This is a genomic window from Mycobacterium sp. M23085, assembly GCF_045343915.1.
Classification (GTDB): domain Bacteria; phylum Actinomycetota; class Actinomycetes; order Mycobacteriales; family Mycobacteriaceae; genus Mycobacterium.
Window position 1 is genome coordinate 2571382 of the sequence record NZ_CP174280.1, and the last position, 15041, is coordinate 2586422.

General features: G+C 68.6%; 15 protein-coding genes. 6 read left to right on the forward strand and 9 right to left on the reverse strand.

What is annotated here, in order from left to right; all coding sequences use genetic code 11:
* The first annotated feature begins 17 nt into the window (after positions 1-17).
* Positions 18-1397, forward strand: a complete 1380-nt coding sequence (locus tag ACIUM1_RS11765) for an NAD(P)/FAD-dependent oxidoreductase (protein ID WP_406817312.1) — start codon at positions 18-20, stop codon at positions 1395-1397.
* Here the strand turns inward: ACIUM1_RS11765 and ACIUM1_RS11770 are convergent.
* From ACIUM1_RS11770 to ACIUM1_RS11795, 6 genes are all read right to left on the reverse strand, one after another.
* Positions 1394-2620: an O-succinylhomoserine sulfhydrylase gene (locus tag ACIUM1_RS11770; RefSeq protein WP_406817313.1), complete on the reverse strand. Its 1227-nt coding sequence runs from the start codon at positions 2618-2620 to the stop codon at positions 1394-1396. The genes ACIUM1_RS11765 and ACIUM1_RS11770 overlap by 4 nt on opposite strands.
* A 7-nt stretch (positions 2621-2627) precedes the next feature.
* On the reverse strand, positions 2628-3068 hold the full coding sequence (locus ACIUM1_RS11775; protein WP_406817314.1) for a rhodanese-like domain-containing protein: 441 nt from the start codon (positions 3066-3068) through the stop codon (positions 2628-2630).
* 165 nt (positions 3069-3233) lie between these two features.
* Complete coding sequence (gene purT / locus ACIUM1_RS11780) at positions 3234-4481, reverse strand: formate-dependent phosphoribosylglycinamide formyltransferase (RefSeq protein WP_406817315.1); 1248 nt, start codon at positions 4479-4481, stop codon at positions 3234-3236.
* Between the two features lie 51 nt (positions 4482-4532).
* Positions 4533-5177, reverse strand: a complete 645-nt coding sequence (locus ACIUM1_RS11785; protein WP_406817316.1) for a PaaI family thioesterase — start codon at positions 5175-5177, stop codon at positions 4533-4535.
* On the reverse strand, positions 5174-6472 hold the full coding sequence (locus tag ACIUM1_RS11790; protein WP_406817317.1) for an adenylosuccinate synthase: 1299 nt from the start codon (positions 6470-6472) through the stop codon (positions 5174-5176). Before ACIUM1_RS11790 ends, ACIUM1_RS11785 begins: the two co-directional genes overlap by 4 nt.
* A gap of 178 nt (positions 6473-6650) precedes the next feature.
* Positions 6651-7583 carry a histidine phosphatase family protein gene (locus ACIUM1_RS11795; protein WP_406817645.1) on the reverse strand — a complete coding sequence of 311 codons (933 nt, stop codon included), beginning with the start codon at positions 7581-7583 and terminating at the stop codon, positions 6651-6653.
* Between the two features lie 378 nt (positions 7584-7961).
* On the opposite strand from ACIUM1_RS11795, the gene ACIUM1_RS11800 reads away from it, so the two are divergent.
* The 3 genes from ACIUM1_RS11800 to ACIUM1_RS11810 are packed head-to-tail and all read left to right on the forward strand — an operon-like array spanning position 7962 to position 10269.
* A complete protein-coding gene (locus tag ACIUM1_RS11800; protein ID WP_406817646.1) occupies positions 7962-8540 on the forward strand; it encodes a peptidase M50 in 579 nt (192 codons plus the stop codon).
* 9 nt (positions 8541-8549) lie between these two features.
* Positions 8550-9332 (forward strand): site-2 protease family protein, encoded by a 783-nt coding sequence (locus tag ACIUM1_RS11805; protein ID WP_406817318.1) that lies wholly within the window; start codon positions 8550-8552, stop codon positions 9330-9332.
* Between the two features lie 40 nt (positions 9333-9372).
* Positions 9373-10269, forward strand: coding sequence for a cation diffusion facilitator family transporter (locus ACIUM1_RS11810; RefSeq protein WP_406817319.1), 897 nt, complete (start codon positions 9373-9375; stop codon positions 10267-10269).
* A gap of 4 nt (positions 10270-10273) precedes the next feature.
* Here ACIUM1_RS11810 and ACIUM1_RS11815 read toward each other — a convergent pair whose 3' ends face one another.
* Positions 10274-10687, reverse strand: a complete 414-nt coding sequence (locus tag ACIUM1_RS11815) for a DUF3151 domain-containing protein (RefSeq protein WP_406817320.1) — start codon at positions 10685-10687, stop codon at positions 10274-10276.
* Between the two features lie 119 nt (positions 10688-10806).
* On the opposite strand from ACIUM1_RS11815, the gene ACIUM1_RS11820 reads away from it, so the two are divergent.
* Entirely contained in the window at positions 10807-11679 is an 873-nt protein-coding gene (locus tag ACIUM1_RS11820; RefSeq protein ID WP_406817321.1) for a hypothetical protein, read from the forward strand.
* A gap of 108 nt (positions 11680-11787) precedes the next feature.
* Here the strand turns inward: ACIUM1_RS11820 and fbaA are convergent, their stop codons facing one another.
* The gene (fbaA, locus tag ACIUM1_RS11825) at positions 11788-12825 is read right to left on the reverse strand and encodes a class II fructose-bisphosphate aldolase (protein ID WP_406817322.1); all 1038 of its coding nucleotides are present in this window, start codon (positions 12823-12825) and stop codon (positions 11788-11790) included.
* 141 nt (positions 12826-12966) lie between these two features.
* Between fbaA and ACIUM1_RS11830 the strand changes: the two genes are divergently transcribed.
* A complete protein-coding gene (locus ACIUM1_RS11830; protein ID WP_406817323.1) occupies positions 12967-13659 on the forward strand; it encodes a DedA family protein in 693 nt (230 codons plus the stop codon).
* Between the two features lie 21 nt (positions 13660-13680).
* Here ACIUM1_RS11830 and ACIUM1_RS11835 read toward each other — a convergent pair whose 3' ends face one another.
* On the reverse strand, positions 13681-15033 hold the full coding sequence (locus ACIUM1_RS11835) for a 3-oxoacid CoA-transferase (protein ID WP_406817324.1): 1353 nt from the start codon (positions 15031-15033) through the stop codon (positions 13681-13683).
* Positions 15034-15041 lie beyond the last annotated feature (8 nt).

A 15041-nucleotide genomic window follows, 5' to 3' on the forward strand; every position in this document is an offset into this window, starting at 1 on the left:
TGAAGAAGGGGGCAGGCATGTCGCGCCATCGTGTCGTCATCATCGGGAGCGGCTTCGGCGGACTGTCCGCGGCCAAGGCGCTCAAACGCGCCGACGTCGACATCACCGTGATCTCGAAGACGACCACGCACGTTTTTCAGCCGCTGCTGTATCAGGTGGCCACCGGAATCCTGTCCGAGGGCGACATCGCGCCCAGCACCCGGCTCATCCTGCGCCGGCAGCGAAACGTCCGGGTGCTGTGGGGAGACGTCTCGGCCATCGACCTCAACGCCAAGACGGTCGAATCCCACCTGATGGGGATGAACACGGTGACGCCCTACGACAGCCTGATCGTGGCGGCCGGAGCCCAACAGTCCTACTTCGGCCACGACGAGTACGCCGCCTTCGCACCCGGCATGAAAAGCATCGACGACGCCCTGGAATTGCGTGGCCGCATCCTCGGCGCGTTCGAGGCCGCCGAGGTCGCCACCGATCCGGACGAGCGCCGACGCCGGCTGACCTTCGTGGTGGTCGGGGCCGGCCCCACCGGCGTCGAGCTGGCGGGTGAGATTGTCCAGCTGGCCGAGCGCACCCTGGCCGGGGCGTTTCGGACCATCACCCCCAGCGAATGCCGCGTCATCCTGCTGGACGCGGCGCCCGCGGTGCTGCCGCCGATGGGCCCCAAGCTCGGACTCAAGGCGCAACGGCGGCTGGAGAAGATGGATGTCGAGGTCCAGCTCAATGCGATGGTGACCGCGGTCGACTACATGGGCATCACGGTCAAGGAGCAGGACGGCAGCGAGCGCCGCATCGAGTGCGCGTGCAAGGTGTGGGCGGCCGGGGTGCAAGCCAGCGCGCTGGGCGCGATGATCGCCGAGCAGTCCGACGGAACCGAAACCGACCGCGCCGGAAGGGTGATCGTCGAGCCCGACCTCACCGTCAAGGGACACCCGTACGTCTTCGTGGTCGGTGACCTGATGTCGGTGCCCGGCGTGCCGGGCATGGCCCAAGGCGCGATCCAGGGAGCGAAATACGCGGCCGGCATCGTCAAGCGGGCGGTCAAGGGCCAGGACAATCCGGCCGAACGCAAGCCGTTCAAGTACGTCAACAAGGGCAGCATGGCGCTGATCTCCCGGTACAGCGCCGTCGCTCAGGTCGGCAAGGTCGAGTTCGCCGGATTCATCGCCTGGCTGGCGTGGCTGCTGCTGCACCTCTACTACCTGATCGGCCACCGCAACCGCATTGCCGCGATGTTCGCCTGGGGCATCTCGTTTTTGGGCCGCACCCGCGGCCAGATGGCCATCACCAGCCAAATGATCTACGCCCGGCCGGTGGTGGATTGGCTGGAGCGCCGGGCGCAGGACGGGACACTGGCGGCGGCCGAGCGCGTCGACTCGGTCGAGAAACAGGCCGGCTAGCCCAGCGCCCGGTCGATGTCGGCGATCAGGTCGTCGGTGCCCTCCAGCCCGACGGAGATGCGCACCACGCCGTCACCGAGCCCGATCGCCGCGCGACCCTCCGGCCCCATCGCCCGGTGCGTCGTGGTCGCGGGATGCGTGACAAGGGATTTGGCGTCGCCGAGATTGTTCGAGATGTCGATCAGCTGCAATTTGTCCAGCACCTCGAAGGCGCGCTGCTTGGCCACGCTATCCGGGCAGTCGAGCGCAAACGTGATCACCGTGCCTCCGCCCGACATCTGCCGCTTGGCCAAGTCGTATTGCGGGTGCGAGGACAGATACGGGTAGCGGACCCAACTCACCGCCGGATGGTCCTCCAGGAATTCGGCGATCCGGAAGGCCGACGAATTGCTGTGTTCCACCCGGACCGCGAGCGTCTCGAGCCCCTTCACCAACACCCAGGCGTTGAACGCGCTCATCGCCGGTCCGGTGTGCCGCATCAGTTTCTGCACCGGGCCGTCGATGTACTCCTTGTCGCCCAGGATGGCCCCGCCGAGCACCCGGCCCTGACCGTCGATGTGCTTGGTGCCCGAATACACCACCACATCAACGCCGAGCGGAATGCCCTGCTGCAGCAGCGGTGTGGCAAACACGTTGTCCAGCACGACTTTTGCGCCCGCGGCGTGCGCGAGTTCACACACCGCGGCGATATCCACCAGCGATTGCATGGGATTCGACGGCGTCTCGAAGAACACCGCCGTGGTGGGCACCGATAACGCCCGCTCCCATTGCGCCGGGTCGTCGCCGTCGACGAAGACGGTCTCGACGCCCCAGCGCGGCAAGATCTCGTTGCACACCACGAAACACGAGCCGAACAGGCTGCGCGAGGCGACCAGCCGGTCCCCCGCGCCCAGCAGCGCACCCAGCGAGGTGAACACCGCCGCCATGCCGCTCGCGGTGGCGAAGGCCGCCGGGGCCCCCTCGAGCAGACGCAACCGCTCCTCGAACATCGTCACGGTCGGGTTGCCGTAGCGCGAGTAGACGAAGTGGTCCACGTCGCCGGTAAACGACTGCTCGGCGATGGCCGCCGACTCGTAGACGTAGCCCGAGGTCAGGTACATCGCCTCGGCGGTCTCGTCGAATCCCGACCGCAACAACCCGCCGCGCACGCCGATGGTCGCCTGGCTGACGCCGTCGGGCAGCGCCGTGGGCGTGCGAACGGAGCCGTCGTCGGCTGGGGTCATCGCCGGTTCAGCCCTGTCTCCACGGCAATCCGATGGCCCGCCAGCCCGTTTCGCCCCGGTGCCCATTGGCATCGAGGTGGCCCTCGAAGCCGTCCAGAATGTTGTAAGCCGGCGTGATGCCGAGCTCGGTCGCGACCTCGGCGGCGCCGATGGAGCGGTTTCCGGACCGACACAGGAACAGCACCGGGCGCTCCGCGTCGGCCCCGGCCGGCGCCACCTGCTCGCGCAGCTGCTCGCCGAAGTTCGCGTTGCGGCGTCCGTCGGACGAATTCCACTCCAGGAACAACACCTCGCGGCCGAGGCTGGACAGGTCCGGCACACCGACGAATCGCCATTCGGCGTCGGTCCGCACGTCGACCAGCACGGCGTTGGGGTTGTCGCTGAGCAGCTTCCATGCCTCCAGCGGCGAGATGTCCCCGGCGTAGGAGTGTGCGCGATCTGTGCTCATGCTCGTTCCCTCGTTGTTCGTTGTCAGCCACCCTATCCGCGCCGCGGCGGGCAAGCCCCGGCCGGATTCCCCCCGTACCCGCAGCGATACCTGACCTGCGATGGTATCGAGGCCGTCGCCGCGAGCGTCTCGGGGCGGTGGGTTCGCGCGAACTACCGGGTGGACTCAGCCGTGTGACTCGGGCGCGGCCAGCCGGCCGGCGACCTGGCCGGCGCGCTCGCGGGCGGCCGTCACCTCCGGCGCGGTCGCCAGCGCCCGGTAGCCGCGGCCGAGCACCCGCAGGTCGCTTTCCGGCACGCTCAGCGCGCCGGTCAGCGCGGCCGGGTCGTGGGAGTCGACCGGGTCGATCGCGCGGGCGGCGGCCGGCGACACCATCATGGTGTCCACCGGCAGCCCCAGAATGGTCCTGGCCTGCAGTTCGAACGCCGAGAGCCGCTGACTGCGCAGCGTCACCCAGGCGCTGTCGGTCGGGTGGGCGGTGACGTCGGCGAAGTACACCTCGTCGCCGTTGACCATCAATTCGACGGCGAAGACACCGCGTCCGCCCAGCGCCTTGACGATCCGGGCAGCGATCGACTTGGCGGCGTCCGTCGCCGCCGCACTCATCTTCTGAGGTTGCCAGGATTCCAGCACCTGGCCGCCGGAGCCGCTATGACCGATGGGCGAACAGAACTCGATCGCCGGCCCCGCCGGCCCGTCGCAGCGCACCGCCAGCAGCGTCACGCAGAACTCGACTTCGACCACGGTTTCGGCCAGCACCCGCGGCTGCCCGGGCCCCGGGTGAACGCCCGCCGCGCGCTGCCACGCCGGCCCGAGGTCCTCGCGCCGCGCCACCACCGACTGGCCCGGCCCGGTCGGCCCGGCCACCGGCTTGACCAGCAACGGATATCCGGCGTGCGCGCCCACCGCCTCGAGTTCGCCGAGCGACCCGGCGAACCAGAACGGCGCGGTGGGCAGGCCCAACTCGTCGGCGGCCAGCCGGCGCAGCCCCTCGCGGTCGGCGCTGAGCCGCACGGCGCGGGCGCTGGGCACCAGCACGGTGTGGTCGTCGCCGGCCACGGCGTCGAGGGCCCCGGCGGCGACGGTGTCGGTCGCGGTCACCACGAAGTCGGGGTGCAGCCGGTGCAGCGCCGCGGACAGCTCGGCGGCGTCGCTCAGTGGGAGCACCAGGGCCCGGTCGGCCACGCCGTGCGCGGGCGCCTGCGGGTGCGCGTCGACGGCGATCACCCGGGCTCCGAGGCGACCCAGGGCGATCGCGAGCTCCCGGCTGATATCGCCGGAACCCAGCAGCACCACCGTCGGCCTGCCGTCGGCGGGGGCGGCGGGCTGGGCTTCGGCGCCCGCGGGAGCCTGCTGGGGCACGACGAGCGCCGTCGTTTCGTCGTTCCGTCCGTCGGTCACGCCGTCAGTCACGGCTCAAGGATAGGTCGGTTCGGAATGGGCTCCGAATACGCGACGCCGGGCTCAGGGCTGGCCTGGGAGTAACTGCACCATCAGGCCGTTGGCCTCGGCCAGCAGCGCGCCGTCGGCGTCGACCAACTCCGCGGACACGAACGCCTTGCGGCCCTCGGTGTCGGTGACCCGCCCGCGCACCACCAGGGGCGCGTCGATCGGGGTGATGTTGCGGTAGTCGACGTGCAGGAAGGCCGTGCGGCTGATGGGCCGGTTGGCGGCGTGCGACACCATCCCGAACATGTGGTCAAACAGCAGCGGCAGGACGCCGCCGTGCACCGCATAGTTGCCTCCGACGTGGAAGCGGGTGAACTGACCCCGCATCTCACAGCCGTCGGGCTCATAGCGCGTCAACGTCCACGGCGGCAACAGCAGGCTGCCCATGCCGGGCAGGCCCGGCGTCCGCCCGGCCGGGGCCTGGCCTTCGGCGGCCTGAAACGGCCCGAGCAGCGCGCTCAGTGCCTCGACACGGTCGGCCGCGTCGTCCCACACGTCGTCGTCGGGGTCGGCCGACACGGCGAGGTCCTGCAACCGGCGCATGGCCGCCACGAATCGGCCGAATCCCGGGCCCGGGTTGGCCACGCCGTATTCCGGGAAGCCGCCGTGGTGTTCGTATTCGGGGTCGAGGTCTTTGGGATCTTGAGCGGCATCCGTCACGGACGAGCCGCCAGGACGTCGCGGCGCACGATGGTCTGGTCACGCCCCGGACCCACGCCGATGCACGAAATGTGCGCTCCGGCAAGCTCTTCGAGCCGCAGCACGTAGTCGCGCGCCTTGGCGGGCAGGTCGTCGAATTCCCGCGCGTGCGAGACGTCCTCCCACCAGCCGGGCAGCTCTTCGTAGATGGGTTCGGCGCGCGCCAGGTCGCTCTGCGTCATCGGCATGTCGTGCAGCCGCGCCCCATCGATCCGGTAGCCCACACACACCGGAACCGTTTCCAGGCTGGACAGCACGTCGAGCTTGGTCAGGAAGAAGTCGGTGATGCCGTTGACCCGGGTGGCGTAGCGGGCGATGACGGCGTCGAACCAGCCGCAGCGCCGGCGCCGTCCGGTGGTGACGCCGAATTCGCCACCGGTCTTCGACAGGTACTCGCCGTTCTCGTCGAACAGCTCGGTGGGGAACGGGCCCGAGCCCACCCGGGTGGTGTAGGCCTTGAGGATTCCCAGCACGGCGGTGATCCGGGTGGGGCCGATACCCGACCCGACGGCCGCGCCGCCCGCCGTCGGATTCGATGACGTCACATAGGGATAGGTGCCGTGGTCGACGTCGAGCAACGTGCCCTGCGAGCCCTCCAGCAGGACGGCCTCGCCGGCCTCCAGCGCTTGGTTGAGCAGCAGCCGGGTGTCGGCGATGCGGTGTTTGAAGCCCTCGGCCTGCTCCAGCAGCGCCTCGACCACCTGGTGTGGGTCCAGCGCCTTGCGGTTGTAGATCTTGACCAAGATCTGGTTTTTCAGCTCCAGCGAGGCTTCGACCTTGTGCGTCAACACTTCCCGATCCAGCACGTCGGCGACCCGGATGCCGATGCGGGCGATCTTGTCCTGGTAGCAGGGGCCGATACCACGGCCGGTGGTGCCGATCTTCTTGTTGCCCATGTAGCGCTCGGTGACCTTGTCGATGGCCACGTGGTAGGGCAGCAGCAGGTGCGCGTCGGCGGAGATCAGTAGCTTGGAGGTGTCGACGCCGCGGTCTTCGAGGCCCTTGAGCTCGTCCAGCAGCACACCGGGGTCGACCACCACACCGTTGCCGATGACGTTGGTGACACCCGGGGTCAGCACCCCCGACGGGATGAGGTGCAGCGCGAAGTTCTCGCCGGTGGGTAAGACGACGGTGTGCCCGGCATTGTTGCCGCCCTGGTAGCGCACCACCCACTGAACGCGCCCACCGAGCAAATCGGTGGCCTTACCTTTGCCCTCGTCGCCCCACTGGGCGCCGATGAGGACGATTGCCGGCATGACACGCTCCCACCTGATCTCGCCTGCGTATTGTGGTCCAGCCGGTGACCCACCCTAGCCTGGCGACCGTGCGGGCCGCCGATGGCCAGCTGAGCAGCCGGGCAAATCAGCTTAAGCCAGGACGTGGCGAGACCGGGGTGACAGAGCCGGTAACGGTTGGGTGCCGGGTGCACCGACCTCACCCGTACGGCGCCGCGGCCGGCCCGCCGGCCGGCACGGTCGGCTTGGCCGCGCAGACACCGGTCCTGGTAGACGCGTCCAACATCAGGCACAGGCCATTGGCCGGGCGACCGCTCTTCGAGCCCGACCACGTCGGGTGCACCGGTTTCCCGTTCCAGCTGATCAGCGTCCAGCCGTCGTGCGGGCTGCCCTCGATCACGACGATGCCCGTATTGGGCAGCGGGTCGAAAAGCAAGAGCAACGGATCGGGGTTTTTGACGCTCATCATCGTCCCGACGCCGATGGCGAATTCGCTGGAGAACGCCACCTCGGTGATCCTGCCGTTCGCGGCGCGCACCGGGTTGGCAACGGCACCGGAATACATCGCCTGAAGCACATCATTGAAGCGGCCGGCGTTGGTCGCGGCATTGCCGTACACGGTTTGCAGCGCGCCGTCGAAACGCCTGCGGAACTCGAACCCGTTGGAATCGGTGGAGCCTGGAGCCAGCATCGGCACGATGCGCAGCCCGAGCATCCACGCCACCGGCGCCAGCAGGTATGCCAGCCCGCCGAGGCTGACCTGCGGCTGGCCGTTGAAGGCGCCGGCGTCGATCTCGTTGAGCCCCGGCAACACCTGCACGTTCATCCCCAACGCGGAGGCCAACGGCGCCGCGGTCTGCTGCGTCCTGATCAGTTGCGACGCGAAGATCGCGGCGACCGGCCCCTGCGCCGCGAGAACACCGGCGACGGTCTGCGCCTGTTGCTGGCCTAGCGCGGTCAGCGATGCTCCGGGCGGCGCGGTGTCGATCAGGGACGCCGCATTGGCTGTCGACTGGCCGTGGCGCACCAGGTCGATCACGATCGGTTCGTCCGCCGAAGCTGTCGCAGATCCATTGCACAGCAGGGCCGTCGAAAGCAGCGCGGCGCCAACACGGCCGAGTTGCTTCGTCAGCGATGCACGCGCGCGGGGCCAACGCCTGGCACGAGCAATGCGATTCACGCGCTTGAGAAGATGGCGGTGAGTCGGCGAATGGTAGTTCTCCGTTCTCTTAGCCACTCGTGGCGGGATTCCGCGCAACGTCAGCCCTGTGGCAGGAGTAAAGTATCCGGTTGTTTCCAGCTAGCGTCGCAACAACTTTCGTAGTCGACACCATGTTGTGACCGTGTCGTTATGGCGAGATCGTTCTACGTCTAGACATCGATCGGACCAGAGGTGTTGGAAGGCAAAGGCATTGGGCCATTAATGATTGGATAGCCTGTGACGCAAGGAGATAGAGCCGTCGCGGCCGTTCTGTTCGACCAACGGGCCGGCCACCGCCCGCTGCGGGGCATGCGCGCCCACCGCGTCGCCGACGAAGCCGACATCGACGCCGTCATCGGCCCATACCGGCGGCTGGTCGTGGTGGGCGCCGACGCCGACCTGGCCGCGGTGCTGACCAGGCTGCTGCGCGCCGACCGGCTCGACATCGAGGTGGCCTACGCGCCGCGGCGCCGCACCCGGGCCACCCGGATCTACCGCCAGCCGGCCGGTAGCCGGGCGGCGCGGCGGGCCCGGCGCGGTGCCGCGCGGCGGGTGCCGCTGATCCGCGACGAGACCGGGTCGGTGATCGTCGGGCGGGCCGGCTGGATGCCGCCGGATGACGCGCCGGTTGTCCACGGCGAGGCGGTGGTCGACGACACGACGTTGTTCGACGGCGACGTCGCCGGCGTGTGGATCGAGCCGATGCTCGCCCCCCCCGGCCTGCGGGCGGCGATCGCGGGCCGCCGGTGGCGCCGCTGGGTGACCGGCCGCGCCGCCCAGCTGGGCAGCACGGGTGTCACCGTGCTGCGGGACGGCGTTGCCGCGCCGCGCGCCGTGCGCCGCTCGGCGTTCTACCGCAACATCGAGGGCTGGCTGCTGGTCCGCTAGTTTCAACCGGTGAGCTTCCCCGCCTCCCGGCACGAACCGGTACGGCCCAGCCCGATCTTTCTCGGCCTGATCGCGTTGACCGGCGTCGGCGCCGCGCTGGCCTGGTCGGCCGGCATCAGCACCCGCCCGCTGGCTTACGTCGGGGTGTTCGTCTTCGTGATCTCCGGGTGGCTGGTGTCGCTGTGCCTGCACGAATTCGCGCACGCGGTGACCGCCTGGCGATTCGGCGATCACGACACCGCCGTGCGCGGATACCTGACGCTAGACCCGCGCCGCTACAGCCACCCCGCGCTCTCGCTGCTGCTGCCGATGGTGGTCATCCTGCTGGGCGGGATCGGCCTGCCCGGCGCGGCGGTCTACGTGCGGACCTGGTTCATGACGCCCGCCCGTCGCACCATGGTGAGCCTGGCCGGACCGGCGGCCAACCTGCTGCTGGCGGTGCTGTTGCTGGTGGTGACGCGACTGTTCTTCGACCCGGCGCACGTGGTGTTGTGGTCCGGGGTGGCGTTCCTGGCGTTCCTTCAGCTCACCGCCATGTTGCTGAACCTGCTGCCCATCCCCGGCCTGGACGGATACGACGCCCTGGAACCGCACCTGAGTTCGGAGACCCAGCGGGCGCTGGCGCCGGCCAAGCAGTGGGGCTTCGTCATCCTGCTGTTCTTGCTCCTCGCGCCGGTCCTCAACCACTGGTTCTTCGGGGTGGTGTTGTCTTTGTTCGACGTGTCCGGGGTGCCGGACGTGCTGGTGGGCTGGGGCAACGCGCTGACCCGCTTCTGGAGTCGCTGGTTCTGAGCCTTGCAATATATGCGTCACTACGCATATATTGCGCACCATGGGCGCAGGCCACAGTCACACCCCCGCCGAGACGGACGACGCTCGGCTGATCCCGCGGATGATCATGGCCGCGGCGATTCTGGCCGCGTTCTTCGTGGTGGAGCTGGTCACCTCGGTGCTGATCAACTCCATCGCGCTGCTGGCCGACGCCGGCCACATGCTGACCGACGTCGTCGCAGTCTTCATGGGGCTCGCCGCCGTCGCGCTGGCCCGCCGCGGCAGCGCGTCGCCCGCCCGCACCTACGGCTGGCATCGCGCCGAGGTGTTCACCGCCGTCGCCAACGCGGGGCTGCTGATCGGCGTGGCGGTGTTCATCCTCTACGAGGCGATCCGGCGGCTCAGCGAAGCTCCCGCCGTCCCCGGCGTGCCGATGATCGTGGTCGCGCTGGCCGGGCTGGCCGCCAACTTGGTCGTCGCGCTGCTGCTGCGTTCCCATTCGTCGGGCAGCCTGGCCGTCAAGGGCGCCTACATGGAGGTCGTCGCCGACACCGTGGGCAGCCTCGGCGTGCTGATCGCCGGTGTGGTGACGGTGACGACGCACTGGCCTTATGCCGACGTGGTGGTGGCCGTGCTGGTCGCGCTGTGGGTACTGCCCCGGGCCGTCGCACTGGCCCGCGACGCGCTGCGGATCCTGTCCGAGTCGTCGCCGACGCATATCGATGTCGAGGAGCTGCGCACCGCGCTCGGCGCCGTCGACGGGGTGATCGACGTGCATGACCTGCACGTGTGGACGCTATCGCCCGGCAAGGACATGTGCACCGCCCACCTGATCAGCGCCGGCGACTCCGCCCGGGTCCTGCGTGACGCGCGCGCGGTGTTGGCGGCTCGCGGGCTGCAACACGCCACGGTTCAGATCGACTGCCCCGACGACCGCGATTGCTCGGACAGCTTTTAACGCGTCACAGCCCCAGCGCGGGGCGCGCTTCGGGGTCGCAGTCGTCGAGCAGGTCCAGGCAGCGGGCGTACTCGTCGGTTTCGCCGATCGTGTCGGCGGCGCGCGCCAGCGCCGCCACGCACCGCAGGAAGCCGCGGTTGGGTTCGTGCGCGTACGGCACCGGGCCGAAGCCCTTCCAGCCGTTTCGGCGCAGCTGGTCCAGGCCGCGGTGGTAGCCGGTGCGGGCGTAGGCATAGGCGGTGATGGCCTGGTCGTCGGCCAGCGCCCGTTCGGCCAGGGCCGCCCAGGCAACCGACGCCGTCGGATGCGCGGCGGCGACAATGCCGGGCTTCTCACCGGCCAGCAGTTCCGCCTCGGCATCGGTATCTCCGGGCAGCAGGATCGGGTCGGGCCCTAGAAGATCTCCCATCGGCGTCATGGCTCTATTCTGCAGCTCGCTCCTTTGCCCGTGTGACGCGCCTCGGCCATCGCCGGAAGCCGGGTACTCGGTCGCTAAGCTCTGCAACTACCCGACGAAGCGGGAGGACAGTAGTACTCATGCCCAACCCATCCGAACCCGACCGCGGCGGCATGCCGAAACGGCCCGGGTTCGACCCACGCGAGTCTCGCACCGAACCGAGCGATGAGTGGGGGGCCGAGTCCGGCTTCGAAACCGGAGACGACGCCACCGAGAGCGTCCCCATGGTCCCCAGCGACTCCGAGACCGAGACCGTGGTGATCAACAGACCCGACCCGCACAGCGGCCCGCAGGAGGTACCGGACGGGCCGCAGCGGGAACGTCGCTTCACCGCGCCGGGCTTTGATGCCAAAGAAACCGCGATCATCTCCACCGCCTCGGAGCCCGCCACCGAGGTGTTCGCGCCACCGCCCGGACAGGACGCCACCGCGCAGTTCGGAGCCCCTCCCAAAGCCGCTGTCCCGCAGTCGATTCCGCCCCGGTTCGGGGGGAAGCTGCGCACCCCGCGGCAGGTCAACTGGGGCTGGGTGTTGGCGCTGGTCGTCATCGTGTTGGCGCTGGTGGCGATCGCGATCCTGGGTACGGTGCTGCTCACCCGGAGTAAACACGCGGCCACCTCGCAGGAAGACCAGGTTCGCCACACCATCGCGAACTTCGACGTCGCGATCCAGCGCGGTGACCTGACCACGTTGCGCACCATCACCTGCGGCACCACCCGCGACGGCTACGCCGACTACGACGAGCACGCGTGGGACGAGACCTACCGGCGGGTGTCGGCGGCCAAGCAGTATCCGGTGATCGCCAGCATCGATCAGGTGGTGGTCAACGGCCAGCACGCCGAGGCGAACGTCACCACGTTCATGGCCTACGACCCGCAGCTGCGGTCCACCCGTAGCCTGGATCTGCAGTATCGCGACGACCAGTGGAAGATCTGCCAGTCGGCCAGCGGCTGAGGCGCGGGTGCCGCGCCCTCCGCGAGACATAAACCACGGCGACCCTCATCGGCGTGTCGTGTGCGCGGTTTAAGTGTCGCGGGCGGCAAGCCGGCCAGCGGCTAGCGGCTAGCTCGCGCCGAGTGACTTTCCGGCGCAGTGCAAGTCGGTGCAGGCCTGCACCACCCGCTCGGACATCGACGCCTCGGCCTTCTTCAGGTAGCTGCGCGGGTCGTAGGCCTTCTTGACGCCGACCTCGCCGTCGACCTTGAGCACACCGTCGTAGTTGGTGAACATGTGACCGGCGATCGGGCGGGTGAACGCGTACTGGGTGTCGGTATCCACGTTCATCTTCACCACGCCGTAGCGCAGCGACTCCTCGATCTCCGACCTCAGTGAACCGGAACCGCCGTGGAAGACGAAGTCGAACGGCTTGGCCTCCTCGGGCAGCCCGAGCTTGGCCGCCGCCACCCGTTGCCCCTGGGCCAGGATGTCGGGGCGCAGCTTGACGTTGCCGGGCTTATAGACGCCGTGCACGTTGCCGAATGTGGCGGCCAGCAGGTACTTGCCGTGCTCGCCGTGGCCCAGCGCGTCGATGGTCTTCTCGAAGTCGTCCGGTGTGGTGTAGAGCTTGTCGTTGATCTCGTGGGCGACCCCGTCCTCTTCGCCGCCCACCACGCCGATCTCGATCTCCAGGATGATCTTGGCGGCCGCCGCCTGCTTGAGCAGCTCCCGCGCGATCCGCAGGTTCTCGTCGATCGGCACGGCCGAACCGTCCCACATGTGCGACCCGAACAGCGGGTCCTCGCCTGCCGCGACCCGTTCGGTCGAGATCGCCAGCAGCGGCCGGACATAGCTGTCCAGCTTGTCCTTGGGGCAGTGGTCGGTGTGTAGCGCAACGTTGATCGGGTATCTGTCCGCAATGCAGCGGGTGAACTGGGCCAGCGCCACCGCACCGGCCACCATGTCCTTCAGGCCCAGCCCGGACGCGAATTCGGCACCGCCGGTGGAGAACTGGATGATCCCGTCGCTGCCCGCGTCGGCGAAGCCTTTGATGGCCGCGTTCACCGTCTCCGACGAGGTGCAGTTGATCGCGGGGAAGGCATACGAGCCATCCTTGGCTCGTCGCAGCATCTCGGCGTAGACCTCGGGCGTGGCGATGGGCATCAGACACCTCCTGACGGCTGGTCCTACCCAACCATGGATGCGTGGTCAGCAGCTACCCGGCGAACCGGAGCGTGGGCCAGTCCGGCCGTTACGGCCCGGTCCGTGCGGGCCGGGGTCATTCCGCCGGTATGTTGAGGGATCATGAGCACCGCCGTGACGGCCCTGCCCCACATCTTCGACCCGATGTATTGGTTGGGCGCCGACGGCGTCTTCGGATCCGCGGTGCTGCCCGGCATCCTGGTCATCGTCTTCATCGAAACCGGGCTGCTGTTCCCGCTGCTGCCCGGCGAATCGCTGCTGTTCACCGGCGGCCTGCTGGCCGCGCACCCGAATCCGCCGGCCAGCATTTGGGTGCTGGCCCCCGCCGTCGCCACCATGGCGATCCTGGGCGACCAGACCGGGTATTTCATCGGCCGCCGGATCGGTCCGGCGCTGTTCAAGAAGGAAGATTCCCGGTTCTTCAAGAAGCACTACGTGACCGAATCGCACGCGTTCTTCGAGAAATACGGACCCTGGGCGATCATCCTGGCCCGGTTCGCGCCGTTCGTGCGGACGTTCGTGCCGCCGGTGGCCGGGGTGTCCTACATGCGCTACCCGGTGTTCCTGGGCTTCGACATCGTCGGCGGCATCCTGTGGGGCGGCGGTGTGACGCTGGCGGGCTATTTCCTGGGCAACGTGCCGTTCGTGCACCACAACCTGCAGAAGATCCTGCTCGCGATCCTGGTCATCTCCCTGATGCCGGCGTTGATCGCCGCCTGGCGAAGCTATCGGGGACGACGGCACGCGCAGAGCACCGACGACCGGGAAGCCGAGCGGCTGCCGGCAGTCGAGTAGCCGGCCCGGGCAACCGCGGGATCAGACCGCGACTTTGAAGTCGCAGCCCGTCTTGGCGCGGACTTCGTCGACCGTGACGCCGGGCTGCAGCTCGGTGAGCACCAGCCCCTGGCCCGGCTCGACGTCGAACACGCACAGGTTGGTGATGATCATGTCGACCACGCTCCTGCCGGTCAGCGGCAGCGAGCACTGGCGGAGAATTTTCGGGCTGCCATCTTTCGCGGTGTGATCCATCAGGACGATCACCCGCTTCACGCCGGACACCAAATCCATCGCGCCGCCAGGGCCTTTGACCATCTTGCCCGGCACCATCCAGTTGGCCAGGTCACCGTTCTCGGCGACCTCCAGCGCACCCAGGATGGACAGGTCGATGTGACCGCCGCGGATCATGGCGAAGGAGTCGGCGCTGGAAAAGAAGCTGGACCCGGGCAGGCTGGTGATGGTCTGCTTGCCCGCGTTGATGAGATCGGGGTCGACGGTGTCCTCGCTCGGGTAGGCCCCGATGCCGAGCAGGCCGTTCTCCGATTGCAGCGTGACCTTGATGCCGTCGGGAATGAAGTTGGCCACCAGCGTCGGAATGCCGATACCCAGGTTCACGTAAAAGCCGTCGCGCAGCTCCTGGGCGGCGCGCTGAGCCATCCGCTCGCGGATGGGGCTGTCGTGCTTCAGCGCGGCGCCACCGCTGGTGGTGCGGAACTCGATGCGTTTCTCGTAGCCGGAACCCTCGATGATGCGGTCCACGTAGATGCCGGGTGTGTGGATCAGGTCGGGGTCCAGCTCGCCGACCTCGACCAGCTCCTCCACCTCGGCGACGGTGATCGCGCCGCAGGTGGCGATCATCGGATTGAAGTTGCGCGCCGTCTTGCGGTAGACGAGGTTGCCCGCGGTGTCACCCTTCCACGCCTTGACGATCGCCAAGTCGGCCCGAATGCCCTCTTCGAGAACGTATTCGGTGCCGTCGAAGACCCTGGTGTCCTTGCCCTCGGCGAGGTTGGTGCCGAACGCCGTTCGGGTGTAGAAGCCGGGGATGCCGGCGCCGCCGGCGCGCAGCTTCTCCGCCAGGGTGCCCTGCGGCGTCAGCACCAGGTCCAGCTCGCCGGCCAGCACCTGGCGCTCGAACTCCTTGTTCTCCCCGACGTAGGAGGCGATCACCTTCTTCACCTGCCGGCCCTTCAGCAGCAGCCCCATCCCGAAATCGTCTACGCCGGCGTTGTTTCCGACGATGGTGAGGTCCTTGATGCCGCTGTCGACCAGAGCCTGGATCAGTTTCTCCGGGATACCGCACAGACCGAAGCCGCCCGCGGCGACGGTGATGCCGTCCTTCAGCAGGCCGTGCAAAGCCGACTCTGCGTCGTGGTGAACCTTGTTACTCACGGAACGCT

Bases quoted from the DNA above. Each gene is read 5' to 3' on its own strand.
- ACIUM1_RS11765 (WP_406817312.1), top strand. From the start codon at position 18: ATGTCGCGCCATCGTGTCGTCATCATCGGGAGCGGCTTCGGCGGACTG.
- ACIUM1_RS11770 (WP_406817313.1), bottom strand. From the start codon at position 2,620: ATGACCCCAGCCGACGACGGCTCCGTTCGCACGCCCACGGCGCTGCCC.
- ACIUM1_RS11775 (WP_406817314.1), bottom strand. From the start codon at position 3,068: ATGAGCACAGATCGCGCACACTCCTACGCCGGGGACATCTCGCCGCTG.
- ACIUM1_RS11790 (WP_406817317.1), bottom strand. From the start codon at position 6,472: ATGCCGGCAATCGTCCTCATCGGCGCCCAGTGGGGCGACGAGGGCAAA.
- ACIUM1_RS11800 (WP_406817646.1), top strand. From the start codon at position 7,962: ATGCGCGCCCACCGCGTCGCCGACGAAGCCGACATCGACGCCGTCATC.
- ACIUM1_RS11810 (WP_406817319.1), top strand. From the start codon at position 9,373: ATGGGCGCAGGCCACAGTCACACCCCCGCCGAGACGGACGACGCTCGG.
- ACIUM1_RS11815 (WP_406817320.1), bottom strand. From the start codon at position 10,687: ATGACGCCGATGGGAGATCTTCTAGGGCCCGACCCGATCCTGCTGCCC.
- ACIUM1_RS11820 (WP_406817321.1), top strand. From the start codon at position 10,807: ATGCCCAACCCATCCGAACCCGACCGCGGCGGCATGCCGAAACGGCCC.
- fbaA (WP_406817322.1), bottom strand. From the start codon at position 12,825: ATGCCCATCGCCACGCCCGAGGTCTACGCCGAGATGCTGCGACGAGCC.
- ACIUM1_RS11830 (WP_406817323.1), top strand. From the start codon at position 12,967: ATGAGCACCGCCGTGACGGCCCTGCCCCACATCTTCGACCCGATGTAT.